General features: G+C 58.4%; 23 protein-coding genes. 9 read left to right on the top strand and 14 right to left on the bottom strand.

Going from position 1 to position 25,340, the window contains the following annotated elements; genetic code table 11:
• Positions 1-113: 113 nt before the first annotated feature.
• The 5 genes from ACSQ8V_RS29275 to ACSQ8V_RS29255 form a co-directional block, all read right to left on the bottom strand.
• Entirely contained in the window at positions 114-1,283 is a 1,170-nt protein-coding gene (locus ACSQ8V_RS29275; RefSeq protein ID WP_436208103.1) for a Gfo/Idh/MocA family protein, read from the bottom strand.
• Positions 1,276-2,058: a sugar phosphate isomerase/epimerase family protein gene (locus tag ACSQ8V_RS29270; RefSeq protein ID WP_436208102.1), complete on the bottom strand. Its 783-nt coding sequence runs from the start codon at positions 2,056-2,058 to the stop codon at positions 1,276-1,278. Before ACSQ8V_RS29270 ends, ACSQ8V_RS29275 begins: the two co-directional genes overlap by 8 nt.
• Positions 2,059-2,115: 57 nt before the next feature.
• The gene (locus ACSQ8V_RS29265) at positions 2,116-2,985 is read right to left on the bottom strand and encodes a carbohydrate ABC transporter permease (RefSeq protein ID WP_436208101.1); all 870 of its coding nucleotides are present in this window, start codon (positions 2,983-2,985) and stop codon (positions 2,116-2,118) included.
• Positions 2,982-3,926 carry a carbohydrate ABC transporter permease gene (locus tag ACSQ8V_RS29260; protein ID WP_436185273.1) on the bottom strand — a complete coding sequence of 315 codons (945 nt, stop codon included), beginning with the start codon at positions 3,924-3,926 and terminating at the stop codon, positions 2,982-2,984. Before ACSQ8V_RS29260 ends, ACSQ8V_RS29265 begins: the two co-directional genes overlap by 4 nt.
• A gap of 134 nt (positions 3,927-4,060) precedes the next feature.
• Complete coding sequence (locus ACSQ8V_RS29255; RefSeq protein WP_436185272.1) at positions 4,061-5,356, bottom strand: ABC transporter substrate-binding protein; 1,296 nt, start codon at positions 5,354-5,356, stop codon at positions 4,061-4,063.
• Positions 5,357-5,675: 319 nt separating this feature from the next.
• On the opposite strand from ACSQ8V_RS29255, the gene ACSQ8V_RS29250 reads away from it, so the two are divergent.
• From ACSQ8V_RS29250 to catA, 5 genes are all read left to right on the top strand, one after another.
• A complete protein-coding gene (locus ACSQ8V_RS29250) occupies positions 5,676-7,580 on the top strand; it encodes a PAS domain S-box protein (protein ID WP_436208100.1) in 1,905 nt (634 codons plus the stop codon).
• Positions 7,581-8,192 (top strand): response regulator transcription factor, encoded by a 612-nt coding sequence (locus ACSQ8V_RS29245; protein ID WP_436185270.1) that lies wholly within the window; start codon positions 7,581-7,583, stop codon positions 8,190-8,192.
• A gap of 66 nt (positions 8,193-8,258) precedes the next feature.
• Positions 8,259-8,645 (top strand): response regulator transcription factor, encoded by a 387-nt coding sequence (locus tag ACSQ8V_RS29240; RefSeq protein ID WP_436208099.1) that lies wholly within the window; start codon positions 8,259-8,261, stop codon positions 8,643-8,645.
• Between the two features lie 182 nt (positions 8,646-8,827).
• Positions 8,828-9,949, top strand: a complete 1,122-nt coding sequence (locus ACSQ8V_RS29235) for a muconate/chloromuconate family cycloisomerase (protein ID WP_436208098.1) — start codon at positions 8,828-8,830, stop codon at positions 9,947-9,949.
• 65 nt (positions 9,950-10,014) lie between these two features.
• Positions 10,015-10,923, top strand: coding sequence for a catechol 1,2-dioxygenase (gene catA / locus ACSQ8V_RS29230; RefSeq protein ID WP_436208097.1), 909 nt, complete (start codon positions 10,015-10,017; stop codon positions 10,921-10,923).
• A gap of 164 nt (positions 10,924-11,087) precedes the next feature.
• On the opposite strand, the gene ACSQ8V_RS29225 is transcribed toward catA, so the two are convergent.
• From ACSQ8V_RS29225 to ACSQ8V_RS29215, 3 genes are all read right to left on the bottom strand, one after another.
• Positions 11,088-12,053 carry an anti-sigma factor family protein gene (locus ACSQ8V_RS29225; RefSeq protein ID WP_436208096.1) on the bottom strand — a complete coding sequence of 322 codons (966 nt, stop codon included), beginning with the start codon at positions 12,051-12,053 and terminating at the stop codon, positions 11,088-11,090.
• Between the two features lie 251 nt (positions 12,054-12,304).
• A complete protein-coding gene (locus tag ACSQ8V_RS29220) occupies positions 12,305-13,228 on the bottom strand; it encodes an anti-sigma factor family protein (RefSeq protein WP_436208095.1) in 924 nt (307 codons plus the stop codon).
• Positions 13,225-13,770: an RNA polymerase sigma factor gene (locus ACSQ8V_RS29215; RefSeq protein WP_436208094.1), complete on the bottom strand. Its 546-nt coding sequence runs from the start codon at positions 13,768-13,770 to the stop codon at positions 13,225-13,227. The genes ACSQ8V_RS29220 and ACSQ8V_RS29215 overlap by 4 nt, the downstream gene beginning before the upstream one ends.
• A gap of 707 nt (positions 13,771-14,477) precedes the next feature.
• On the opposite strand from ACSQ8V_RS29215, the gene ACSQ8V_RS29210 reads away from it, so the two are divergent.
• Entirely contained in the window at positions 14,478-15,176 is a 699-nt protein-coding gene (locus ACSQ8V_RS29210; protein ID WP_436208093.1) for a response regulator transcription factor, read from the top strand.
• A 39-nt stretch (positions 15,177-15,215) separates the two neighbouring features.
• Here ACSQ8V_RS29210 and ACSQ8V_RS29205 read toward each other — a convergent pair whose 3' ends face one another.
• Both ACSQ8V_RS29205 and ACSQ8V_RS29200 read right to left on the bottom strand, forming a co-directional pair.
• The gene (locus ACSQ8V_RS29205) at positions 15,216-16,259 is read right to left on the bottom strand and encodes a DUF1839 family protein (RefSeq protein WP_436208092.1); all 1,044 of its coding nucleotides are present in this window, start codon (positions 16,257-16,259) and stop codon (positions 15,216-15,218) included.
• A 29-nt stretch (positions 16,260-16,288) separates the two neighbouring features.
• On the bottom strand, positions 16,289-17,371 hold the full coding sequence (locus ACSQ8V_RS29200) for a hybrid sensor histidine kinase/response regulator (RefSeq protein ID WP_436208091.1): 1,083 nt from the start codon (positions 17,369-17,371) through the stop codon (positions 16,289-16,291).
• A gap of 784 nt (positions 17,372-18,155) precedes the next feature.
• Between ACSQ8V_RS29200 and ACSQ8V_RS29195 the strand changes: the two genes are divergently transcribed.
• Genes ACSQ8V_RS29195 through ACSQ8V_RS29185 form a run of 3 tightly spaced genes read left to right on the top strand, consistent with a single transcriptional unit; the run spans position 18,156 to position 20,466 of the window.
• The gene (locus ACSQ8V_RS29195) at positions 18,156-18,668 is read left to right on the top strand and encodes a YfiR family protein (RefSeq protein WP_436208090.1); all 513 of its coding nucleotides are present in this window, start codon (positions 18,156-18,158) and stop codon (positions 18,666-18,668) included.
• A complete protein-coding gene (locus ACSQ8V_RS29190) occupies positions 18,665-19,942 on the top strand; it encodes a diguanylate cyclase (protein WP_436208089.1) in 1,278 nt (425 codons plus the stop codon). Before ACSQ8V_RS29195 ends, ACSQ8V_RS29190 begins: the two co-directional genes overlap by 4 nt.
• A 5-nt stretch (positions 19,943-19,947) precedes the next feature.
• On the top strand, positions 19,948-20,466 hold the full coding sequence (locus ACSQ8V_RS29185) for an OmpA family protein (protein ID WP_436208088.1): 519 nt from the start codon (positions 19,948-19,950) through the stop codon (positions 20,464-20,466).
• Positions 20,467-20,782: 316 nt separating this feature from the next.
• Here ACSQ8V_RS29185 and ACSQ8V_RS29180 read toward each other — a convergent pair whose 3' ends face one another.
• The 4 genes from ACSQ8V_RS29180 to ACSQ8V_RS29165 all read right to left on the bottom strand — a co-directional run bounded on the left by ACSQ8V_RS29180 (position 20,783) and on the right by ACSQ8V_RS29165 (position 25,340).
• The gene (locus tag ACSQ8V_RS29180; protein ID WP_436208087.1) at positions 20,783-22,048 is read right to left on the bottom strand and encodes an aromatic ring-hydroxylating oxygenase subunit alpha; all 1,266 of its coding nucleotides are present in this window, start codon (positions 22,046-22,048) and stop codon (positions 20,783-20,785) included.
• Positions 22,049-22,206: 158 nt separating this feature from the next.
• Positions 22,207-23,112 carry a LysR substrate-binding domain-containing protein gene (locus ACSQ8V_RS29175; RefSeq protein WP_436185259.1) on the bottom strand — a complete coding sequence of 302 codons (906 nt, stop codon included), beginning with the start codon at positions 23,110-23,112 and terminating at the stop codon, positions 22,207-22,209.
• Positions 23,113-23,302: 190 nt separating this feature from the next.
• Entirely contained in the window at positions 23,303-24,166 is an 864-nt protein-coding gene (locus tag ACSQ8V_RS29170; RefSeq protein ID WP_436185258.1) for a cytochrome c oxidase assembly protein, read from the bottom strand.
• A gap of 208 nt (positions 24,167-24,374) precedes the next feature.
• The gene (locus ACSQ8V_RS29165) at positions 24,375-25,340 is read right to left on the bottom strand and encodes a sterol desaturase family protein (protein ID WP_213763823.1); all 966 of its coding nucleotides are present in this window, start codon (positions 25,338-25,340) and stop codon (positions 24,375-24,377) included.

The following is a 25,340-nucleotide window of genomic DNA, read 5'->3' as shown; positions in this document are numbered from 1 at the left end:
TTGCCTCAACGGTGAAAGGCGCGGTGAAGGGCGCGATGACTGTCATCGCGCGAAAAGAATTGCATCGGGTTTTCGATGATTACAAGTGCGTGGCAGCCACGCGCCTGCGAACGCTAATTTCCGACGATCCGGGCGATGTCCTCTTCCGAGGGCATCCGCGGGAGGGACACGTCTGCCGTCGAGAGCGTCACCGGATGTCGTTCCCGGGCGGAGACCAGGATGCTCTCCATGGCATCCAGCACATGCAGAACCAGCGTGGGCGACGTGAAGGGCTCACGATCCGTGCGCACGGCGTCTATCAGGTCCGCTGCCCCGGCCATCCGATAGTTTGTGAGCACGATCTCGCGGTCCAGCTTGTACTTGTCTTTCACTTTCCAGTGAGGCGCGCCTAGTAGAGACTGTGATGAATCAAACGGAGTCTCGTGTCCGTTCCTGTCGCGAACAATAGCTGTGCCGCCGAACATATTCGGATCGGGAACCACGAGCGTTCCTTCCGTGCCGTAGATCTCGATGGGCGCGCCGCGACCGTGGTGCCACACATCCCAGCTCATCGAGAGACTCGCCGTTACGCCGGAGCTAAATTCGAGCAGCGCATGGTAAGTCGTCGGGGTCCCGACCTGTATCACCTGGCCATGATTCCGCCCGTGCGCCGTGACGGTACGTTCTGCGAAGCCGGTGGACGAGATTGCACTGACTGATCGTAATGGGCCGAGCATGCAGACGAGCGCAGCGATGTAGTAGGGGCCAATATCGAAGACGGGGCCGCCGCCCGGCTGGAAATAGTTTTTCGGCGCGGGATGCCAGTGCTCCATGCCGTGCGTCATGAAGACGGCGGATGCAGAAACGATCTCGCCGATGGCCCCATCGCCCAAGAGTTGCCGGCACTTCCGGTGCGCGGCGCCTAGCAGTGTGTCTGGCGCGCCTGCCAGCTTGCAGCCGTACTTTCGCGCGGAATCGACGATACGCTTTGCTTCTTCGAGCGTAACGCCGAGCGGCTTTTCGCTATAGACATGTTTTCCCGCTGCGAAGGCCCGTTCAGATATTTCGGCGTGCGCCGCGGGTGGTGTCAGGTTGACCAGGAACTCGACGTCGTCTCTGCTCAGTAGGGTGTCCAGGTTCATGCCTGGGATTCCGAACTGATCGGAGCGGGCTTTGAGGTTGACGGGATCGTTGTCCACGAGCGCTGCAACCTCGATTGTTGGAAACGCGAGAGATGACGACATATACATGTCGAGCACGTCCCCGCAGCCGATGATGCCGATTTTCGTGCGCCCGTTAGTCATTGCGTTTCGCACCTTTCGAGACGACAAAATCGTGCGCGCGCTGCGCGACGCGGCGCCAGTCAGCCGGGTTGTCGTGCTCGACGACGAGATGATCGGCGGGCGTGGTGGCGAACAGGGGCCAGAGTGCATCCCAGTCCACAATTCCGTCGCCGGGGGGCGTCCAGCCTCCCTCGCTGGACGTACCCGGAGGAGCGGTGTCTTTCAATTGAATCGCGAGAATCCGGGGAGCATATTTCTTTAGCTCTGCGTAAGGATTGGCCCATGCACGTGTCACCCAAGCAAAATCGATTTCAAAACCGACATTCTCTCCGGCCGCTTCGAGCATCAAATCGATCGGCCGGGAACCATCGTCGAGGGGCCGATATTCGAAGTCGTGGTTGTGCCAGGCAACGCGGAGGTTGTTGGCCTGCGCCAGTTCGGCGCCTTTTGCGAGCTGCTCGCCGATTCGGCGCCATCCGTCCGCGTCGAAGGGGCGCTCTTCCGGCACGACGTAAGGCGGGATCATCAGCGGTGAATCCCCCAAGGTGTGCGCGATGTCGATATACCTCATCGGCTCTTCGATAAGGCCCTTCAACGGCATATGAAAACCAAGGCACTCGAGCCCTGCATTGTCGATGCGCTTGCGGAACCCTTTGGCGTCGGTGGCGAAGTCTGGCAGCCAGGGTTCGACCGCGTCATAGCCCATGGCGGCAAGTCCTTCAAGCACATCGTCTTGCGGTGGAAAGTTTCGAGTGGAATACAGCTGAAACGAAAGCTTGTAGGTGGATGGCGTCATGGTGTTGCAATGTCCTGTTTCGGTGATTGAGAAGCGATATAGGTCGATACACGGCGGTCATTTCACGGCGCCCGCGGTTAGTCCCCGCTGCCAATACCGCTGCATGAAGACGAAGACAAGGATGGTTGGCAGGACGCTGATCGTCGCGCCGGTCAGGATGATGGTAAAGAGCGTCTCGCCGCCACTGGCGTTGTGTGCGATGGAGTACCAGTTCGAAAGCCCGACCGTGATCGGCAGGTACTGTGTCGAGTTCAGCACGACGAGCGGCAGGAAGTAGTTGTTCCAGGTCTGTACGAACGACAACAGGAAGACGGTAATCAGGCCGGGCGCCATGAGCCGAAGGGCAATCTTCGAAAAAATCACGAATTCGCTCGCGCCGTCAATACGCGCGGCCTCAAGCAACTCGGTCGGCACGCTTTGCTCGATGTAGACGCGCATCAGGAAAACCCCGGGGACGTACAGCATCATCGGAAGGATGACCGCCCAGGGCGTATCGACCATGCCCACCTTCGCCAGCATCAGAAAGATTGGGATCGCGAGCACCGTCTGCGGCACCATCAGAGCGCCGAGGATCAGGTTGTAAAGTGCATCACGGCCGCGAAACTTGAACTTGGCAAAGGCATAAGCCGCCATGGCGCAAAGTAAGGTAGCGCCAGACGCGCACACGGTTGAATAAAGGAGCGTGTTGCCCAGCCATCGAAAATAGATGCCGCCGTCGTACGCGGCCAGGTCTCGCAAGTTCTGCAGCAGGTGAAATTCGCCGAACGAGAGGCCGAAGGTCGTGTACAACTCGCGAGCGTTTTTCGTCGAGGCAATCAGGAGATAGACGATCGGAAAAATCGAATACACCAGCACGCCGCACATCAGTAGCGTGTTCAGGCGCCGGTAGCGGTAGAAGCTTGCCGTTTGGTAGCCAGCCATTGTCATTGCGATTTTCCTTTTTTGCGGCTGCTCAGCCAGAGGAACAGGTAAGACAAAAGACCGGTTATGAGCGCAATCAGAAAGGAGACGGCACCTGCGTAGTTGTACTGTTGACTACGGAACGCCAGGGAGTACGAGAAAATGTTCGGCGTGAAATTGCTGGTGATGACATCGCGCGCCTCGGGCTGCAACAGGAACGGCTCGTTGAACAGTTGCACGGTGCCGATGATCGAAAACAGAAGTGCCGTGATGACGGCGTCACGGATGAGCGGTAATTTGATGTATAGGGCGGCGGTCCACCGGTTCGCTCCGTCGAGCGCGGCGGCCTCCATCAGGTCCTCTGGAACAGCCTGAAGTGCCGCGTGAAAGATGATGAAGTTGTAGCCAAGGTATTGCCACACCGAGATATTGGCTATGGACGTCACGATGTTGCCGCTGCTGAGGAGGTCAGGTGGCCGAATACCGACCATCTGGCATAGCTGCGTGATCAATCCGTAATTGGGCCCATAGAGGTATCCCCAAACCAGGGTCGCTATGACGCCCGGAATAGCGTAGGGAATGAAAATGCCCACTCGAAAGATAGACGCTCCATGAACCATATCGCTGTCGAGGATCAGCGCAGACAGCAGTGCAGCCCCTATCAGGATCGGTACCATCCAGACGCCGAAGTGCAAGACGTTGAGCACCCCCTCCCAGAAACGTGAATCGTTCAGCGCGCGGACGTAATTTTCCAGGCCGACGAAATGTTGACCGCCGACGATGCCCGTCTTGAAGAGACTCAGGTACCCCGCGTAGAGTGCGGGAAAAATAATGAAGCAAAGAAAGAACAACAAGAATGGAAGTGCGAACAGGTAAGGGGCAAGCCTCAGCTTATCGAAGCGTGCCTTTATAAGGTGGCGACGCGCCGGCGCTTCGTGTGCCATATGCTTTTGAACACCTGTGTTCATCAATGACCGCTCCTTGCATCTGGCTACCGAGATCTGCCGGGTCTTGAAGTGATGCAGTTCCAGCCTGGCGAGATGTCATCCGAAGAGCCGATTCCGCGTGATGTCAGGCAAGGCGGAATCGCGTGTTTCGCCCGCTAAGCTCGAACGGTGAAACCCTGATCCTTCGCATACGCTACAACCCGGTCCTGAATCCGGTCGAACGCTTTCGACAGGGTGCGCGCGCCTTTCGCGGCCTGTGGCAATTCGTCGTTCATCACCTGCTGGACATAGTCTTCGAATGGAGAAAACCTGTAAGGCACGGTCATCTCGCCGATGGCCGCGAAGTTCACTTCATTGACCTTTTGATTGCCGCACATGGGCTGCTCGATCTCGCGGATGCCTGGGTCGCTGATCAGTTTGCGAGTGGATGGTGTGAGAAATTGTTCGCGGACATAGAGTTCGGTGGGTGCTCGGTTGGACATCATGTACCTGATGACTTCGAGCGACTCCTTCGGATGCTTCGTTCCTGAAAACACGCCAAACATCGATCCGCCGAAAGCAGTACTCAGGGTGTTCTGTGCCGAGAGGTGAGGCATCTTGGCGACGCGCCATTTGCCAAAGCTCTTGTTTGCATTGGTGCGGGCGTAGTTAGGGAACCAGCAGCCGGCCATGACCTGCAAATAGCGGCCGGTATCGAGCGCCTGAAAAAAATCGGCCGTCGAATCCGGTTCGGTGCTCACGAGCTTGGCATCGATCAAGCGTTGCCAGTAGTCCGAGAACGACTTGGAAGGTGCGCCATTCAGGTTGATCGAGATCTTGTCGCCATCGATCTCGAAGCCCCGGGCGCCGCGTTGCCAGATCATGCCCGTGGTCCATCCCGCGCTCGTAAGGAACATGTTGGTCAGATACTGGTTGCTCGATTTTGTCCGTACCTTTTCCGCGGCCGCGGCGAATTCGTCCCAGGTGGTTGGCGCGTTGATTCCCCAGTCACCCAGAATGTCCGCGCGGTACATCTGGATCATCGGCGCTACGTCGAGCGGCAACCCGAGCGTCTTGCCGTTCACGGTGCACTGCGAGATCGCGCTGGGCACGAATTGCCCACGAACATCGGCGACGTCCTGTGTGATATCGAGGAAAGCGTTGACTGTATTCAGGGCTGGCAAATGGGCATATTCGAGCATCGCAATGTCAGGGCCGCCGCTATGGGCGGCGAGTGCGTTGCGCAGCTTCAGGGACTGGTCCGCACTATTGGTGACCGGTGCGGTCACCACGCGAATGCGGCTTTGTGATTTGTTGAACAGATCGACTTGATCCGAAAACTTGGGAATCCACTGCCAGATGACAATCTCCACCGGCGCCTGCGCGCGGACCGCGGCAGGAAGACTTGCAGCGAGGGGAACGGCGAGCGAGCTGCCGACGGCTTTCAAGAAGTGACGACGATCTACCGACATATTCTTCCTTTGTCTCACGGTGAATTGGGTCGCCTCGCAGTTCGCGCAAGCGCCTCTTTATGATCCCGATAACCGGCATGCCTGTTTGTTGCGGTGCAATTGTCCCGCGTGCATCGCTGAGGCTTTGCCGGGCGTCTCCTGACGGGTTCATGCCGATAATAGCCACCCTGCGTACCCCTCGCTATCACATGTTTCTATGTCAGTAAAAACACCAAGGCCACAATGCTCGACTCACCTGCATGGCTAAACGATGATGGCAGGAAGCGGTGTTCGACACGCTGCCGCCATAGCTTGCAACCGGGCTCCTTCGATCTTTGCGATGCCATTTCCTCATCTGTCACCGGGCTTCATGTCTTGCGCAGCCTTTGTATTCGGCTTGCTCGTTTCGGGCGTCGCCGGCTTGTGCTTGCACGTCATTTTGCGGCGCACAAAGCCCGACGAGCGTCTGCGACATCTACTGGACGGCGCTCCGATCGGCATCCTGTCGGTCGACACGCTCGGACGGATAACCGAAGCCAACTCGGCAATAGAACGCCTGTTTGACTTTAGTCGTGCCGAGTTGCTGGGCGAACCTGTCTGGTCAATTATTCCCAAGGCGCATCTGGAGCCGTCTGCCGCGTTGCAGGTGTCCGCGGTTCGGCGTGACGGCACGCGTTTTCTCGTCGAGTTTGGCTTTACTCCGGCCCATGAAGGGCGACGCAGATCAGGAACGATCTTCGTCCGGGACCTCAGCCGGCAGAATGCGGCTCGCGAGGCGCTGGTGGCCAGCAATGAAAAATTGAGCTTGATACTTCAAATGCTCCCCGGCTTCGTGTGGAGTGAGCGCGCCGGTGGAGAACTCGATTATCTGAATCAGCAAGGCCCCTATCTGGACGCTCTAGGCGCCGAAGCGCCGTTTGACTGGAATAGCATGGTCCATCCGGATGACGTGGCGCTCAAGCGCCACGCGCTTGAAGAAATGATGCAAACAGGTGAGCCGTGTGAATATGAGTTCCGTCTCCTTGGCGATGACGGCACCTATCGCTGGTACCAGGCTCGCACCGACGCGCTTCACGACGGACGGGGTACGGTCGTTCGATGCTATGGGCTAGCGTGGGATATCGATACACGTAAGCGCGTGGAGGCCGCCCTGGAGGCGAACGAGCGCGAACTTCGCCTGATGGTGGAAACCATCCCCGGAATGGTGACGGTCAACGACGGGAAAGGTCAACTGGAATACGCCAACAAGCGCCTGCTGGATTTTGTAGGCCGGAGTTTCCAGCAACTCTACGACCGCGGATGGCCCATCCTTCATCCGGACGATATGGAGAAAGATGCCGGGGAATGGCGGCGATGCGTAGAGGCGGGCGCCCCAATGGAGGCCACCTACCGGTTGCGCCGCTACGACGGGGAATATCGCTGGTTCGAGGTGCGTGTCCAGCCTCTCCACGATGAGCGTGGCGACGTTGCAAGGTGGTACGGCCTGTTCGTTGATGTCGATGACCGGCGCAAAGCAGAGGAAGCCTTGAGGACGGCGCAATCACGCATTTCTCGCGCGACGAAAATTGCTACGGTGGCCGAACTTTCTGCCTCGATTGCCCATGAGGTGAACCAGCCGCTGGCGGCGATCGTTACGAACGGTCATGCGTGCCAGAGCTGGTTATCAAGCGACCCGCCGAATCTCGAGCGAGCGCGCCAGGCTGCGGAGCGGGTGGTCAGAGACGGCAACTCGGCGGCGGACGTGGTGAGCAGAATACGCGCGCTGTTCAGGCAGACCGCGCCATCGAAGGCCGCGCTTGATCTCAATGTGCTCGTTTCCGAGGTGCTCCGGCTGTTTGAGGACGACCTGGCTCGCAAATCGATCACAGTCGTGTCGGAGTTACTTTATCCTCTGCCGCACGTGTGGGCCGATGGACCGCAAATCCAGCAGATCATCATCAACCTGATCAACAATGCAATCGAATCGATGGAGGGCGTGGGCCTGTCGCAGCGGCAGATCGCCGTTCGGACGTGGTCCGGCCCGGACGAGCGCGCGTGTGTGCAGGTCAGTGATGGAGGGCGCGGCGTCGAAGACGTGGAGAGAATATTCGAACCTTTTTTTTCGACCAAGGAGAGCGGAATGGGGATGGGGCTTTCGATCTGCAGGTCGATTGTCGAGGCACATGGCGGCCAGCTATGGGCGTCGAGCCGTCAGCCTCATGGCACCGCACTGGAGTTCTTCATTCCCCTTGAGGTGCATGGGTAAATGAGCCAGCCCGATCAAATTGTTTATGTGGTCGATGACGATCGTCGCATTCGCGAAGCGTTGTCCGATTTGCTGTTGTCGCTCAATATCGCATCGATTGCCTTTCCGTCCGCCGTGGAATATTTCGAGTACGACCGCGCGGACATTCCGGCATGCCTCATTCTCGACGTACAGCTTCCGGGCGCCAACGGGCTGGACCTGCATGCCAGGCTGATCGAGGGCGACCATCCTCCGGTTATATTCATTACCGGTTTCGGAGACATTCCGTCATCCGTTCGTGCGATCAAGGCTGGGGCGGTCGATTTCCTCGCCAAACCGTTCAGTCAAAGCAGTTTGATGCAAGCGGTCGAGACGGCATTCGAACAAGATAGGAACGCTCGCCGTCACCGCGCGGAAATGGGCGATGTGCGTGGGCGTTTCGCTACGCTCACTCCGCGCGAGCGGGAAGTGCTGCAACTGGTGGTGAGCGGCTTGTTGAACAAGCAGGCGGCTTCACAGTTGGGAATCAGCGAAGTCACCCTTCAGATGCATCGAGGTCAGGTCATGCGCAAGATGGCGGCGGGTTCGCTTGCTGAACTCGTCAAGATTGCTGGGCGGCTCGGTATATCGTGATACACGGTCTCGGCACGAGGGGTGCCCGGCAACGCACGTTCGACAAACGCGAGCGGGACATTAAACATGGATGAGCTGAGGCGGCGTGTCGTATCGGTTGTCGACGACGACTACCGGGTACTCGAGTCTCTCGAAAGCCTGTTGGCTTCTTCGGGGTTCGTGGTTCGCCTGTTTACCTCGGCAGAAGACTTCATGCGCGACTTTGAATCGCTTGCCCCGGATTGTCTTATTTCCGATATCGACATGCCGGGTCTGAGCGGTGTCGAGTTGCGCAGACGCGTGCGTGAACTCCGACCCACGATGCCTGTGATTTTCATCACGGGACGCTACAGGGTCGAGGATTTCGCAGTGGAGCTCAAAGAGGATACCCACCTCTTTTTCACGAAACCCTTCGACGGGCAGAGGTTGCTGGATACGGTGAGGAAGGCGGTGGACGACACGACTGGCGACTAGGCGCATCTGCCCATGACTGCGCTGGAACCGGGAGGCACGTTCGGTTCCTTGTGACGGCTTTATCACTTGTCACTTGGAAGAATACGGGTTTCATACCTTCAGGGTATGAAAGTAGTCGGAAGCGGTGTTGGACTTCCCGGTTCGTTTGTTTCTACCATGTGTGCTTCGGGAGGAGACACACAATGGCAACAGCGGTAAGAATAGAAAGCGTGGAAACGCTGCTGGTTGATGTCCCGACTATCCGGCCCCACCGGCTGTCGGTCGCGACCATGAACTGCCAGACCCTGGTGCTGGTCCGGATTCGCTGCTCGGACGGTATAAGCGGCGTGGGCGAGGGCACGACCATCGGCGGTCTCGCGTATGGCGAAGAGAGTCCCGAGAGCATCAAGGTCAATATCGACACCTACTTCGCACCCTTGCTCAAAGGCCTGGATGCAACGCGGCCCGGTGCGGCCATGGCGAAGCTGCGCAAGCTGTTTCAGGGCAATCGGTTTGCGAAATGCGCGGTGGAAACGGCGCTCTTCGACGCCCAGGCTCAACGGATCGGCGTGCCGCTGTCGGAGTTGTTCGGCGGCCGGGTGACGGACTCGGTTGAAGTCGCATGGACGCTTGCCAGCGGCGATACACGGCGTGATATCGATGAAGCCGAGCAGATGCTCGACCTGCGGCGGCATCGCGTGTTCAAGCTGAAGATTGGTTCGGGAGCGGTGGCCGACGATGTAGCGCACGTCGTGGCGATCAAGAAAGCGCTCGGTGAGCGTGGCGACGTTCGCGTGGATGTGAACCAGGCATGGAGCGAGTCGGACGCTATCTGGGCGTTGCCGCGCTTCGCCGATGCCGGCGTCGATCTGGTCGAGCAACCCATCGCCGCCACGAACTACGCCGGCCTCAAACGGCTTACCGGCCTGGCTCGCGTGCCAATCATGGCTGACGAAGCGCTGCATGGCCCCACCGATGCATTCGCACTGGCGAGCAGCCGTTGTGCCGATGTCTTCGCCGTCAAGATTGCCCAGTCCGGTGGACTGCTGGGCGCGGCCAGCGTCGCAGCGATAGCGCTTGCGGCGCATATTGATTTGTATGGCGGCACGATGCTGGAGGGGGCGATCGGCACGATTGCATCGGCGCAACTATTCAGCACGTTCAGCACGTTGAAGTGGGGGACGGAGTTGTTCGGCCCGCTCTTGCTGACTGAGGAAATTCTCACTGAGCCCCTGCGTTATGAAGACTTTTCGCTGCATCTTCCGCAAGGTCCCGGTCTGGGCATCACCCTCGATTGGGAACGTATCGAACGGTTGCGGCGTTGACCTTAATGATCCTGCAGTAGTCCGCATCAACGAACACCGACATCACATAAAACACGGAGACAAAAATGAACCATCAAGCTATCGACGTGCTGCTCAAGACCATTAACGACAGCGCAACCAGCGAAGGCAATGCGCGCACGAAGGCGATCGTGAATCGCGTTATGCGAGACCTGTTTTATACGATTGAAGATCTCGATGTGCAGCCCGACGAGTTCTGGACCGCGCTCAACTATCTTGGCGAAGCGGGCAAGAGCGGAGAGCTCGGACTGCTTGCTGCGGGCCTGGGCTTCGAGCATTTCCTCGACTTGAGGATGGACGAGGCGGAAGCGAAGGCCGGTATAGAAGGCGGCACGCCGCGCACGATCGAAGGCCCGTTGTATGTAGCCGGCGCGCCGGAGTCGGTCGGGCATGCGCGTCTGGATGACGGCACCGATCCGGGCGAAACGCTCGTGATGCGCGGTCGCGTGATTGGCGAAGATGGCGCACCACTGAAGGATGCGCTGGTTGAGGTATGGCACGCGAATCATCTGGGTAACTATTCATATTTCGACGCGTCGCAACCGGCATTCAATCTGCGTCGAACGATTCGTACCGATAGCGCGGGTAACTATAGCTTTACGAGTGTCGTGCCGGTCGGCTACAGCGTGCCGCCCGCGGGCAAGACCCAGCAATTACTCGATCAGTTGGGTCGCCATGGTCATCGTCCGGCGCATATTCACTTCTTTATCTCAGCGCCGGGTTATCGCAAGCTGACGACGCAGATCAATATTGATGGTGATCCGTATCTATGGGACGACTTCGCGTTTGCCACGCGCGATGGTCTTGTACCCGAGCTTAAGAGGGCGGAAGGGGCGCAAGGCAAACCGTATGGCGTGGAGGGTCAGTTTGTGCTGATCGATTTCGACTTCACACTGTTCAAGCAGCGCGATGATGTGAAGAGCACGGAGGTTGAGCGCGTGCGCGCGGGGGCCTGATAGCGGGAGAGGCGAGGCTACACACCTTGATGCCTGGTTCGCTGTTCACCGCTGCAATGCGGTGCAGCGAACGCTTTACGTTTAGATGACCTCATACGTGACGCTAAGTGCCGGATGCGCCGGTAAAAGACGGGTCCGATCAACAGAACAGCCAGACAATCAATTTATTCCACGCTTGGCGCCACGTTAACCGACGCCAGGGCGGCAGCTACCGGCAACGAGGTTTCCCGGCTGAACAACGGAGCGGTTCTGCCAGCCGATATCTGCTTGCCAAGCACCGTCAACTCGACACTTTCCGGCTGACCGATCAACGCATAGCCCAACCCGGCCTGCCGCCATGTGACAACGGTCATGGAGTCGACCCGCTGATCGGCCACCGCGGCATCTGGCTTGGCCTCCTTCATCACGCACAGCGCAACGGGCGCGCCTTTCTCTGGAAGATAGACAATTTGCACGAGCGGTTTGTTGTTGAACCGCAGACGCTGTACGCGCTTGAATGTGAGGCCGGATGCGCTCAGGTCCGGAATGCGCAGCGCGAGGCCATCGTCCTGGCGAATTTCCTTGACGGTCTTGATCGACAGGTCGGTGTCGGGAACGACGTTCGCCAGCGTCTCGCGGGAATAGAGCTGCTGATAGCCGGCCGCCGCCATCACCCAAGGCGATACGCTCATGCCGACCGACGCAAGCGAAGCGCCGGCATTCGATGCCGGACCCATGCCGGGACCTAGCCGAAGCACCAGTCCGCAGGCAAATGCGCCGGCCAGGAAGGCGACGCCTAGCCACGCCGGCGCAACGCGTAGCCGCGAGCGGATGGGTGACGAGGACGCACTGCCTGGAGTATGGGGAACGACGGGATCGTTGACGCTAACGTCGGGACTGGCGACGGGCCGGGCAGTTTGCGCTTTAGCCACACGCGCCATCTCTTCGATCTTTGCGCTAAGACTAGCCGGCACGGGCGGCAACTTTTGCGCGGCGAACGCATCACGGTACGGTAGCCGCGAGGCGTGCAACAACGCGACACGCTCCGCCGCGTCGGGAGACGTGCGCAGTTCGCGCTCGACTTCCTCGCGTTGGTGCGGCGGGAGTTCGCCGTCCACGTAGGCCATTAGCAGGATATCGTCCGATTTCATAAGACTGAGCAGTTACTTTCGCTGATGATCAAATTCGCGCTTTTTCTCGTGCGCCGATTCGGTAAGTGGTCGGTTTCCGCTAAACAGGCCTGTTATAAGTGTATCTGCGTTTCGCCGATGATCGGCGGGCTGTGTGTTTCGTGCAACCGGACGTGGTTCGACAGACTAAGCATTCCGCCAAGCGCCAACCGGCCTGCACGGCTCAAGGCGTCAGGCGTTCACCAGCTTATAAGCCTTAGGCTGGCCATTGCTTACCCGGCTAGCGGGAACAGCGCTGAAGTCGCCTTGCTAAATAGCTGCTCCACCTCGCGGTTCGAAATACGCTTGCCGAGTGCGTCCAGATCGACGCCTTCGGTCTTGCCGATCAACGCATAGCTAAGTTCCGCTTGCCGCCATGTGACCACGTGCATGGTGTCGACCACCTGTGCTGAAACCGCTTGATCCGACTTCACGTCTTTCATGACGCATAGCGCGACGGGCGGTCCTTTCTCAGGCAGATAAACGATTTGCACGAGCGGCTTGTTGTTGAATTGCAAGCGGCGCACGGACTTGAAAGTCAGGCCCGCGCTGCTTAGGTCGGGAATGCGCAGCGCGAGTTTGTCGTCATGGCGAATGTCATCGACTATTTTTGATGTCGCTGCCGGATTCTCGTCGGCGTAAGCCAGCGTGTCGCGCGTATAAAGCTGCTGATAGCCAACCGCCGCGGTTACCCAAGGCGAGAGGCCGGAGCTTGCCATGGCGGCGCTGCCGGAACTCGGCAAGCCTCGGCTGAGAAGAGCAAACGTTCCGGGCCGCAAAAAGAGTCCACCGCAAAACGCGGCGGCGACGCACGCCGCCGCGAGCCACGTGGGAACCGCGCGCAAACGCGAGCGAACCGGTGCGGCGGCGGGGGCAACGGAGGGCGCTGGAACTGAAGGATCGTTTGCGCCTGCAGCCGCGCTTTTAGCGCTGTGTGCAAGGGCCATCGCTTCGATCTTCCGGGTCAGCGAGTCCGGCACCGGCGGCAATTTTTGCGTAGCGAACGCCTGCTTGTAGTCAAGACGCGATGCTTGCAGCAGCGCTACCAGCTCCGCGGCTTCAGCAGAAGCGCGGATGAGCGCCTCGACTTCCCGGCTCTCTTCGGGAGCCAGTTCGCCGTCTACGTACGCCATTAGCATGAGGTCGTCGGCTTTCATGCGATGGAGTCCTTGCGTGCGACCGAGGCCCGGGCTTTCGAATCAGGCGTGCCTAACAACGCGCCAACCGCCTGACGTGCCCGCGACAACCGGCTCATGATAGTGCCGATGGGTACCTCCAGAACATCGGCCGCTTCCTGATAGCTCAAGCCTTCCACCGCGACCAGCAGCATGACCACACGCTGCGTTTCGGGCAGCCGTTCAACGGCGCTGATGATCTGGCCGTGCATGAGCTGGGTTTCCGGACCTTTGTCGACGGGGTCGGCGACGTTTTCGAGAAAGTCGTCGTCCCAATCCATGCTGGAGCGCTTGCGTACGCTGCGCGCTCGCAGCTCGTTGATCCAGGTGGAATGGACGATTGAAAACATCCAGCTTAGCGGGGATGTGTCGGGCTGCAATTGATGCGCTCGTTCAAGCGCCCGGACGCAAGCTCTCTGGACGAGATCCTCGGCGTCGTGCCGATCGCCTGAAATGCGAAGCGCGAACGCCCATAGTCGCGGCAGCATCGCGGGAAGCATGCCTGGTAAGTCTGCGCCGTTCATTGAACGAATGTCTCCTGTGATCCCGGTGTCGACTCAAGCGACCTTGAGCGCAGGCAGGTGCGTGCTGCATCGCGTTAGTTGGACATTTTAGCGTGAGTCGGCGCATGTCGCTGGACGGCATGTTGAGGCTTGGACGCTTTGGGATAAGGGCGAGCTGCGCGCGCTCCTTTGTGATTTAACTAAGAACTTAATATGTCCGGTGTTTGCTTGAATCCAGATCTCGCTTGCGGCGGTTATAGCGGGATTGATCTTCTGACGCGCGATTAGCTTGTGCCGAAAATTGACGAAGCGCTTGCTCACGCGTCTTCAGCACCCGCCTGGAAATCTGGAATCTCGGCGCTAACGCCACCTTGCATTGATTGACATTTCATCGCGGCTTTTTTGGATATGCTTGATACCGTCATCGATGCAGCATTTGATCAGGCGAATGAACGCGGCAATTCGCGGAAATCAGGGCTCTCTCGCCAGCGCTGGGCACGTCCGCTAACGCCAAGATGCAAGGGGCAAGTTTTAGCACCTCAAAACGGCTCGCTTTAATCGATATCGACAACCACCTTGCGCTGTTTCATCTCTCGCTGGCTTGCGCGAATGCGATGACATGAAAACAGCGAGTACCACTCTCGGCAGTTTGATTGCAGGCATGAACCGGCACTGTTTGCCCATGAGGACCGGCAAAAGATCAACGCGATTATCAAGGACCCGAGGCAATGCGAATCTGCGTGTTAGATGATGACCTTGAGCACAACGATTTTGTGACTCAAACCCTTACGGCGACTGGCCACACCTGTCATATCTTCACCGATGCAAGAGTGTTTATCTACGAGTTGAGGCGGCAGACTTACGACTTGCTGGTGCTCGACTGGAACATGCCGAGCATGTCCGGCGACCTGGTCCTGAAATGGATCAGGGAGAAGTTAAAACCCAATCTCGCCGTCCTGTTCGTGACCAACAGAAGCTTTGAGGCAGATATGGTCGCCATGCTCAATGCGGGCGCCGACGATTACATCGTCAAGCCGGTGTCGCGTTGCATGCTGCTGGCCCGCGTGGAGACCATCCTGAGGCGCGTCTATCCGCTCGTCTCAGCAGAGGCTCACCAAATCTTCGGCGTCTACGATTTCGATTGCGCTACGCAACACGTCTCAGTAGGCGGAATTCCCGTCAGCCTGACGCACAAGGAATTCGAACTCGCCTTGCTGCTATTCCGGAACCTCGCCAGACCCCTGTCGCGTACGCACATACGCGAAACGGTGTGGCGGCGGGATGTCGAGGTGCCCTCGCGGACGATGGATACGCACATCTCCCATATTCGTTCGAAGCTTCAACTGCGGCCCCAGAATGGGTATCGGATCGTCCCGATTTACGGCTACGGGTATCGATTCGAGAGGGTATCAGAGGAACAATCCTGAGCGGTGTTTGTTCCCGCTGTTTATAGCTACAGCGCGCGCCTAACCTATGAGCGCATCGAGGGAACCGATGGTCTGGTCATAAGATGCCGCCAATACGTCGAAGCAGTCGTCGCACAGGTCCGTCCGCTTGTCCAGGTTCGCTCTGGCCACACGGAACTTCATCATCATCGCTTCGCTAGCGATCTTTTGCGCCGCGGCTGAAATGGCTGTGGGGATATCGAATCCTTGTGTGCGCATCCAGTCCAGATATTTCGCCAGGTACTGAAAATTCGCACCTAGTTGCTGCATCAGATTGAATGCGTAGAGTTGGAGGTAAGGGTTTCCACGTTCCAGGATCGTATCCATGTGCCCGGGAAACGCGCTGCGCCAACGATCTATGGGATTGCTTGCCGGGCGCCGGGCCAGATGCACAATCAACAGGTCGGCGGATGCTTCTGCAAGGGCAGTTCCTTCAAGCGCCGGTCGTATCCGCTTGGAAAATTCAACGTAGGGTAATAGCAGATTGGACTGTTTGTAAAACTCGGGTAACCGATGAAGTACCCCGTCGTAGTCCTTACCATACAAAAAGAAATAACCGGCGTTATGAAAATAGCCTAGTTGTCGTGTCCGTGTATTGATGTAGTCAATTCCTATGGTTGTCTTGACGTGGCCGGACCGGTACCACGTCCCCTTCATGTCGGGTAGATAGAAGCCATCCACTTCCATAATGACGGTGTTATCACGCTGTGTTTGCCCAGATAGCCGCTCTTCAAGCGAGTCGTAGATCGCCAGTTCCTGCACTTGCAGGCCGTAGAGGTTATCCAGGTCCGCATGCGGAAACTTGAAGAGCGTGAACTGGTCGCCTTCAAAATCTTGCATTACCGTAAAGCTGAGCGCCGCACACGGATCGAATCCGTAGCTGTTCAGCAACTCGATCCACAGGTCACCACAGGCGTTCGCATTGCGCCAGATGCGAACGCCTTGATGAAGCGCGTGTGAACGGAACCGGCGCAGCCGATGTGGCGCAGGGTCAAGTTGCACCACGCGCGCAGGGCGACGACCGCCGATTGCGCCGAGCCTTGTTTTATTGGTTGCTTCAATCATGGGTTCGAATGGTAGATAGCTGATCTCCGTCACTGCCCGGGAAGCTTGATCGCAACCACGAACCCCACGGGAGCGTGCTGCATCGAAAGATCGCCGCGGTGCTTGAGCGCGGTCATCTTCACAAACGCAAGGCCGAGTCCGAAGCCGTCGTCGGCGGAGTTCGCGCCTGGCTGGATTCTCACGAACGGTTCCACGGCTTGTTGAGTCCCGGATGAAGAAATTCCGGTGCCTGCGTCCTCAACGCTGATTACCCATTCGTTAGCATCGGACACAAGACGGCAACGGACCTCGGAGCGCGCAGGGCCATACTTCAGCGCGTTATCGATCAGGTTGCTGATGGCGCGCGTCAGCATCATGCGATCCGCCAGGTAAAGACACTGCGTGGCAGGAACATCCATGACAATCCGGCTCCCAAATCGACGTGCCTTTTCCCACAACTGATCGACTGCGTCGACCACGATCTCGCTCAGATCCGTCATTTCCAGCGCTTTCGTTTCTGACTGGGCAAGTGTCAGGCGGATGAACCCGTCCGCCAGCGCGAGCGTACGCCGCGCATGCATTTCGATCCTTTCGAAGACGACCGACGCGTGACCAAATTCATCGCGATGGTTGTCGACCAACGCTAGAATTGATACTTGCGGCAAGCGCATGTCATGCGAGAGAAAGTCGAGTGCCTCGTCCCGGTGACGCATTGCCTGGTAGGCGCTCGAGTGATAGCGAATACGTGCAATCAATTCAATTGCGTCGGGTAGCTTTACAAGGTAATCGTTAGCACCCGCCAGAAAGGCGGCGTGCTTCACCGTTGATTCTTCCTCCGTGGACAACACGATGACCGGAACCTTTGACGTAGCCGGAGTCGTGCGCCAGACCCGCACGAGGTCCAGTCCGTCGATACCCGGCATCACGAGATCCTGCAAGATGACGGATGGTTGCAACTGCATCGCCATGTTCAAGGCTCTTCGCGGATCCGTGCAGACGTGAACCTCGATATCGGCTTCGGACGAGAGGGCACGTCTGATGACTTCGCCAACACAGGCTTGATCATCAATCAAAAGAACAAGGACGGGTGAGGCGGGCGGTGCCAGGCGGATATCGTCGGAACTATCAATCATATGCAACCCGAATGAATACGTGCACACATGTTCCAGCACGGGCCGGATAAGCCTGGCGTCCTACGATGCGTAGTGTCGAACGCTTGCTCCGGGGTTCCCGTGGTTGTCTCGCAAGACCTAGTTAGTGACTCCAGGTGGATAATGTGGAACCCTGACTTCTCTTTCCAGAGAAAGATGGATTTGCCATTGTTGCTAAGAAAATTCAATTTTCTTCATTCTAATCATGCACTGGCGAGCGTGTTCGATTTCTCGATAATTTAACCGTATTTAACAGTAGGCTTTATCGGCTGTGCGTTGACTATAGGTCGATTGATGACGCCGGCGATCACCCTCCGACTTGTCCTGAACACTGCCTCAAGGACGGCGATTGTGTGGACGGTGGGCTGCGTCTAACAAAGGTTGACAAACCGCCAACCTAAACAGGATTAGCATGAGGCGGGGAAGGCGTGAAAGAATCACCAATAAGACTGGCTTAGCTGATATGGCCGAGGTTATCAAGGTGCTTTAACCTGACGCATCTTCCTTTCGCTCACGCCAATCCATGGATGTTCTCCCTCTTGGGCAGGCTCGGAAAAAACAGGAAACGGTCTTAAGAAGTCCTGAGCGCATTGACGATCCTGGCCCCGTAAGCCTATAGCAGAGACAAGTGTTAGCTGAGCCTCCCGGATTTATGATTGAGCCACATACGTACACCGATAACCTACCTGTCTCCGGTGGATTGCACGCATTGCGACGCCTCGCTGCTCGGACGCTGTCATATATGGCATTTTGCTCGGTGGTTTTAGTGAGCGGGCTGACGTCATGCGTGGCGCACGGGCAAACGGCAGCGCCTCCGGAGATTGCCGATGGGCAGGCGCGTGCAGATCAGGTGGCGCGCATTATTAAAGGAATCGTCAGCTTTACGCGCTGGCCGGCCAGTTATTCCGTCAGGCGGCTTTGCGTCGTGACTCCCGCGCTCTACGCCGGCAGCTTAAGCCAGTTCACTGCGGAAAACACGGGCCGGCCGGTGGTAACACGGCGCTACGCGATCGCAGACACGCGCCTTGAGACCGACTGCGACGTGCTGTATATCGAAGTGACCGGCGCAGCCGCACAACAACTTTTCCGCCGGCTGGCAGGGCTCCCGGTACTCAGCGTAGGAGGCGATGACGAAGCGTGTGCACAGGGCAGTCTCTTTTGCCTGACGCGCGTGAGCGGTGCGGTTTCGTTTGCCGCGAACCTCGATGGAATCGCCCGTAGTAGCCTGCGAATAGACCCAGACGTGCTGCTGCTTGCGCGTAGGGAGGACAGGAGATGAAACCTCCTGGCATCCGGACCACGTCACCGCCGCTGACGCTCGCGCGTACCTTACGGCGCGTGCATCTCGTGTGTGCGCTCATCGCGGTAAGCCTCACAGGCGGCTCACTGATGATAGTGGGAATGATCAGGCTGCAGGCGCTCGAGAACCATAACCTGCAACTGCTCGCCCGATCAATTGCTTATAGCGCGGAGGCCGCCGTTGTCTTCAACGATCCGCGTGCGGCACTCGATTCAATTGCCCGTATTGCATCGAGTGATGAGGTGGAGTCGGTTTCCGTCTTCGATATCCATGGCGGCCGCCTGGCCACGTGGCAGCGCACGCGTAACGACTCGCACGAGAAGATCTGGGGGCTCGTCGACAGGCTTCCATGGCGCAGTGCGGTTGCCGTGCCGATCCTTAACGAAGGCGTACCGGTCGGTGAAATCCGCCTTCACGGCAGCCCAAACGGACTGCTCGCATTTATCCTGACGGGCTTCTTGTGGATTGCTGCAGGCATGGCCCTGAGCGTGGCGAGCACGCTATATCTTTCGAGACGAATTTTCAATCGCATCACTATTCCACTTGGCGAGCTTGCTCGCGTGACGCATCAGGTGCGTAGCGCCCGCTCGTTCGGGCAGCGAGTGCCGCCTGCGCACATTACGGAGTTGAACGATCTCGCAAGCGATTTTAATGCTCTGCTCGAACAGCTTGAGAAGTGGGAGGCGGGCATGCAGCTCGAAAATAAGTCGCTTGCACATCAGGCCACCCATGACAGTCTGACGGGTCTTCCTAACCGGACGCTTTTCGAGCGTCGCCTCGCGCACGAGGTGGAGCGCGCGACACGGGACAAGCAAAGGTTTGCTGTGCTTTTCCTTGATGCTGATCGATTCAAGGAGGTGAACGACACCATGGGTCATGCAGCGGGCGACAAGGTGCTCGTCGCCGTGGCGGCGCGCGTTCGTGAGCAGCTTCGCGCGGGGGACCTCGTCGCGCGGCTGGGTGGCGACGAATTCGCCGCGCTGCTTTCGCCCCTGCGGGACGCGGAGGATGCCAGTCGCGTCGCCTGGAACATCGCCGTGGCGATGCGGGAGCCTATCGTATTCGATGACGGCACGACGATCATGTCTTCGGTGAGCGTGGGCATGGCGGTCTATCCCGATGATGCGCTGGATGGTATCGGTTTGATCCGCGCGGCCGACATAGCAATGTACCTGGCCAAGGCTCGACGCAACAAGGAGTGGCGTTACAACGCCGCCGGTCTTCGAGGTCGCATGGTTCATTTTAATGAGTAGGGGAAATGCTTAAAACGTTATCGCTGTTTTCGCGCAGAACGCGCCTGCTGGCCGTGGTGCTGCTGTGTGCCGCAGCGCTGAGCGGCTGCAAGACAATCCCTGCGAGCGCGCCACAGGACCTGGCGGGTATGCGGGTGGCGGTCCTGGAGCGGGACGGGTTTGTCAAGACCGAAGACGGGTGGATACTGGGATTATCGGACAAGCTTCTGTTCGACACAGACGAGGACCAACTTACGCCCGAGAGCCGCCAGGTTGTTCTGGAAATCGGGCGTTCGCTCAACGCAGTTGGTCTCGTCGATCTAAGAGTACTGGGTTATACCGACTCGGTTGGCAGCTTGACCTACAACGACGCTCTTTCAATGAGGCGCGCGGCTGCAGTGACCCGTATATTGGTGGATGCAGGCATCGCGCCGAGTCACATCCGACAACAGGGTTTAGGCAAGCGCAATCCTGTTGCTGACAACCGTACGGCGGAGGGCCGCGAGCAAAACCGCCGGGTCGTCATTATTGTGCTAGCCGATTGATTGATGTAATGGGATTGGTCGGCGTTTAAGCTACGTTGCCGCTTGGTGTTGTTGAGCGATTTAGATCATCTACGAATGCGGGTGCCACGCGACCAATGGTGAGTTTGTTAGAAACAGTATCGAAGACGAACAGTCATTTCTATACCTGGGCGAATGAAGGTCGCCAAGCTTGCCGGCTAGTCGAATAGAAGTGTTCGCGAGTTCGTCGACGACCGCGAAAATTTGTATTTGAATAGTATTCCTGTATGAATTAAACGCTAGGCAAATCAATATCCGGTGACCGCGCCAGATCACAGGCGTGACGCGAGTCATGGCGTCAGATGCCGTGCGCTTCCAGCCGCGTCGCGTACCAGCGTGAAAATCGTTCGAGATACGACTCGGTGAAAGGCGAGAAAGGTCCGGGCCGGTAGCCGGGGTCTTGCGTGCCCTGGTGATTGATCGCAACAAGGCGGGCGTCCTGAGCATTGGTTGCCTGCCATACCTCGATCAGATCGGACAGCGCGTAGTCAACGCCCTCGATCGCATCCTCGTGAACGAGCCACTTGGTTCTGACCAGTGTCCGATCCGGTGCAAGCGGGATGAGGTACGAAATGACCGCGTGGTCGCTCATGACATGGGACCACGAGTTGTGCGTCCACAAATGGGTATCGCCGAGATCGCGGCGCGTGTTGTCGCCGAGCAGCCGGGTGCTGGCCACCTTTGTATTCATCGTTTGCGATTCGCCGTTGCCGGCTATGACCAGGCGCTGGGTTCGGAACAGCGTGGCTACGTCATCCAGTCGTTCTACGGCTTCGCTGAGCAGTCCCTCCTTGTGCCAGCTCGCCAGCGAAGCCGCGTTACGCGCCCGATATTCAACGAGCGCGCGCTCCGATTCCTCACTTAAGCCGTCGGGGCAGAAGCCGAAATCTTCGGCCAGGAACGATACGGTGAGCTCGGGATGCGTTGCGCTGCAGTGGTAACACTCGCGATTGTTTTCAATTGCCAGCTTCCAGTTGCCGTTTTCAATGATGTCCGTTTCGTAGGCAATTTTTGTGCGGGCCAGATCGAACGGTTCCAGGCGTGGCGCCATGGTCTCGTCAAGCGCCGCAATGTCCGCGGGCGCTTCGTCGTTCAGGCACACAAAGATCAACCCGCCTATTACGCGTAGGGGGACGGGCATCAGGCTGCGGCAGGTCGGATCGAAATCCTGTCCCATGTGCGCTGCGTGTTTAAGATCGCCGTCGAGGCTGTACGTCCACTGATGGTAGGGGCAGACGAGCATTCCCACGGAACCCTTGCCTTGCTCGCGCAGGCGCGCGCCGCGATGACGGCACACGTTCCGATACGCTCGAACGACGTTGTCATCGTCGCGAACGATGATGATCGAGGCGCGGCCAATATCGACCGCCGAGACATCGCCAGGCTCGCGTACGTCGGCAGTGACACCCGCCATGATCCAGTGCTTGTGGAAGAAGATATCGACGTCGTTCTCAAACACGTCCTGCCGCCCGAACAGGGCGCCGGGCATGCCGTGACCTGAAGCCCGACTGCGAAACAAAGCGCCGTGCGTAGTGCCGTGCATAGTGCCATTGGTGCTCGACATCCGCTGGTCCCTATCAGATTCCCTACGTTGTCAGGCGCGACATGAGTTGCGTGATGAACGGAGTATCGACAGGCCAATTCGAAGCGTCAATGCGCTTTATTTGCTCGCTCGCATAACAATAAGTAATGGCAGCGGTGAGGAGCCGAAACACCCTCGATTCACGCCGCCGGTTCCTCACGAAGCCATTCGATGACGGCATCCACCGCGGGCGTGACGGCGTGTCCGTGCGGCACGACGGCGTAATACGCGTCGGTCATTTTCACGCACGCGTCGCCGAGCGGCACCAGGCGTCCCGACGTCAGCATGTCGCCCAGCATCCGCCGCCAGCCGAGCACGATGCCCTGGCCCTGCAACGCGGCATGAATGGCATCGGTGTACAGGCTGCAACGCAGGACATAATTCAGCCGGCTGCGCTTGATGCCCACTGCGTCGAACCAGTCTTCCCAGCCCATCCAGCCCTCCGACGTGGAGTCGTAGGCAATGAGCGGGGCATCGCTCAGGTCATGCGGCGACTGAAATTCGCCATGTGCTTCGAGCCATGATGGCGAGCAGACAGGCACCACCTCCTCATTGAAGAGCAGCGTTGAGTGACCGTCGCGCCAGTTGCCCGAACCATAGCGGATAGCAATATCCACTTCGTTATGACGCAGGTCCGCGGTGAACATCTGCGTGGTCAGGCGTAGCTTGAGTTGCGGCTGCGAGCGCTTGAGCAGCGGCAGCCTGGGCAAGATGCGGAATTGTGAAAACGCGGCGGTCGCCAGGATGGCGAACTCCTGCTCGCGTGTGTTGCTGCTGAGACTGTCGAAGGTGCCCGCGATCTTCTGGAGCGATTCCGATGTGACGAAAAAGAGGGCTTCGCCTTCTTTCGTGAGCGCGATCGAGCGATGCAGCCGATGAAACAACTGCAGCTTCATGGCGTCTTCCAGAAAGCGGATCTGCCGGCTGACGGCGGCCTGAGTGACACCGAGTTCGTCGGCTGCGAGCGTGAAACTCTTGAGCCGCGCAACGGCTTCAAAGTCGACCAATGCGTTTAGCGAAGGAATCAGGCGACGGTATCCTTTCATTTCTCGCGCTTCCAGTTTTCTTCGGGGACCCGCATGAGTTGCTCGCATGGCAACTTGCGTCCGCACTGCTAATGTTGATATTACCTGTTGTTATGCGAGAGCCAAAATAACGTGCGTTGACCGCATAGTTTTGCCTGCCGATACCGCCGCGGATTTCTAACCGAATGCTTGGGCAGATCTCACCATACCGTCAATTCCCCAGGGCAGGCTTCGCTCGCCGTTTCGCAGGCCTCGGTTTGGGTGGCACACGGGCGGGGAGTTCGGACAGACGCATCAGATGGCGCAAGGCCATCATGGCGCCGATCGCCTCAAGCACTCCGGCCGGCACCCACATGATGAGTCCGCCGAGACTCTGGTCGAGCGTCGCCGGAACCGACGTGAACGCACGGCCGCAAAGCGTAAAGACCGGATAGAGGTCGTGCGCCGAGAATGTAATGATCGCGCCGACCAGAATCTGAGGGGTCATGGTGATGACCGGCGACAGCACTCGCAAGCCGGGCCGGGTACGACTCGGCGGATGCGGTCGATGATCGAGCAGCATCCACCAATACAGCAGCCCGCTCACTGCGACCGACCAGTTCATGAACGTGTAGATGCGCCAGTCCAGCATGGCGACGAACTGCACGGATGGAATCAGCCAGAAGACAACCGAGATGACGAACGCCGCCGAGATGAAGGCCGGATTCAGCACAACGGCAGCGAGTACACGCGCTGGCCTGCGGTATTGCCAACGCCGCAGCGCGCTGCGCCAACGCAACGGCAGGCCGGCCCGGAGTGTGCTGCCTGGATAAGACGACATCAGGATGAGCGGGGCAAGATGGTGCAGTACCAGATGCTGGAGCCGATGTACAAAGAACTCGTGCTCGGCGTAGTAGTCGAGCCGCGTGTGAAGGGCTATGTAGAAGAGCGCAAGACCCACCCAAAACGCTATTCGCCGGGCAATGCTGATACGAACGTGGCGCGACCCTCGCGCATACAGAAAGGCTGTGATAACGAAAACTGCCACGAGCCCGAAAGAAGGTTCCCATGGGACGAGCAGGTTAAGCAGAGACATGGCGGGTCGGAATAGGTAAGAGAGGCTTGACGCGCTCGCGTTTGCGTCTCAGCGACCCGCATGTTAGCAGGTGGGTGGGAGGCTTGCTGATGGGGGAAAAGTGGCGTGAGCTTTGGGCAATGTTCGCGGGTGTCGCGCTCGTCGTAGTACCCGCAGCCCGGCATCGGTTATCAGATGCCGGGCTGCGCACGCGGCCGTGCCAACGCCATCAAGAACTGCGGCGCGCTTTTTTCGATGGCTGCCGGATTTCATCGAGGAAAAACTGCAAACCGCCCAGTTGCTGGGCGAAGTAACCGCCACTTGCCATCGACTCAGGCGCGCGCCGGTCTCCGGTGGGGGGATACTCCGCCGAGAAGTCGGCCGTGCGAAACACGATGTCCCAGATCGGGAAAACAGCGCCGTAATTGCAGGAGTTACGGCCAGCCGCACGCAGTCCATGATGCAGGCGGTGAAAGCGCGGCGAGACAAGCAGCCTGTCACCAAGCCAGCCAAAGGACATGCGGATATTGGCGTGACTCAGGCTTTCGACGAAGCGCATGAACAGGAACAGCAGCGGAAATTGCAGCGGCGGAATACCAATCGCCAGACCGACCACGCCAAACCAGATTGCCGCAACAAGATCGTCCAGCAGGTGGTTGCGGTCGTCGGACCAGAAGCTCATCTGCCGTTGCGCGTGATGCAGCGCATGCAATGCGTACCAGCCGCGCCATGAGTGCGACAGGCGGTGACGCCAGTAGTCCGCGCAGTCGAGAATCAGCGCGTATGCGAAGAACGTGATGATCGGGTGTCCGAGCAGCGCCGGTACGACAGTCTCCAGCGTTGGCGGGATATAGCCATGGTCGACCACGAATCCGTTGACCCACACCTGCACCTGATAGAACAGCAGGAAGCTGACGACCGGCAATACACCGACGCGATTGAGCACCGTATAGAACGCGTCTGTCATCACCGTTTTTCGATCTTTCCAGTGCTCGATCGGAAAAAGTGCTTCCAGCGGCCAGCACACGGCATAGGTGACGACGACAGCGAACATCCCATACACGCACACGAGTACCCAGTCGAAAGACAGCTCTTCCCACTGCATCCAGCCGAAGTGATACAGCAGCGGCAGGACGAGGTACTGATCGATCTCGCCGGCCAAAGCGTTGAACAACCTGTCGAGGAATATCAGCAT

The organism is Caballeronia sp. LjRoot31 (genome assembly GCF_964253885.1).
GTDB lineage: Bacteria > Pseudomonadota > Gammaproteobacteria > Burkholderiales > Burkholderiaceae > Caballeronia.
Note: the sequence above shows the minus strand (reverse complement) of the source record. Positions and strands in the feature narration are given on the sequence as shown.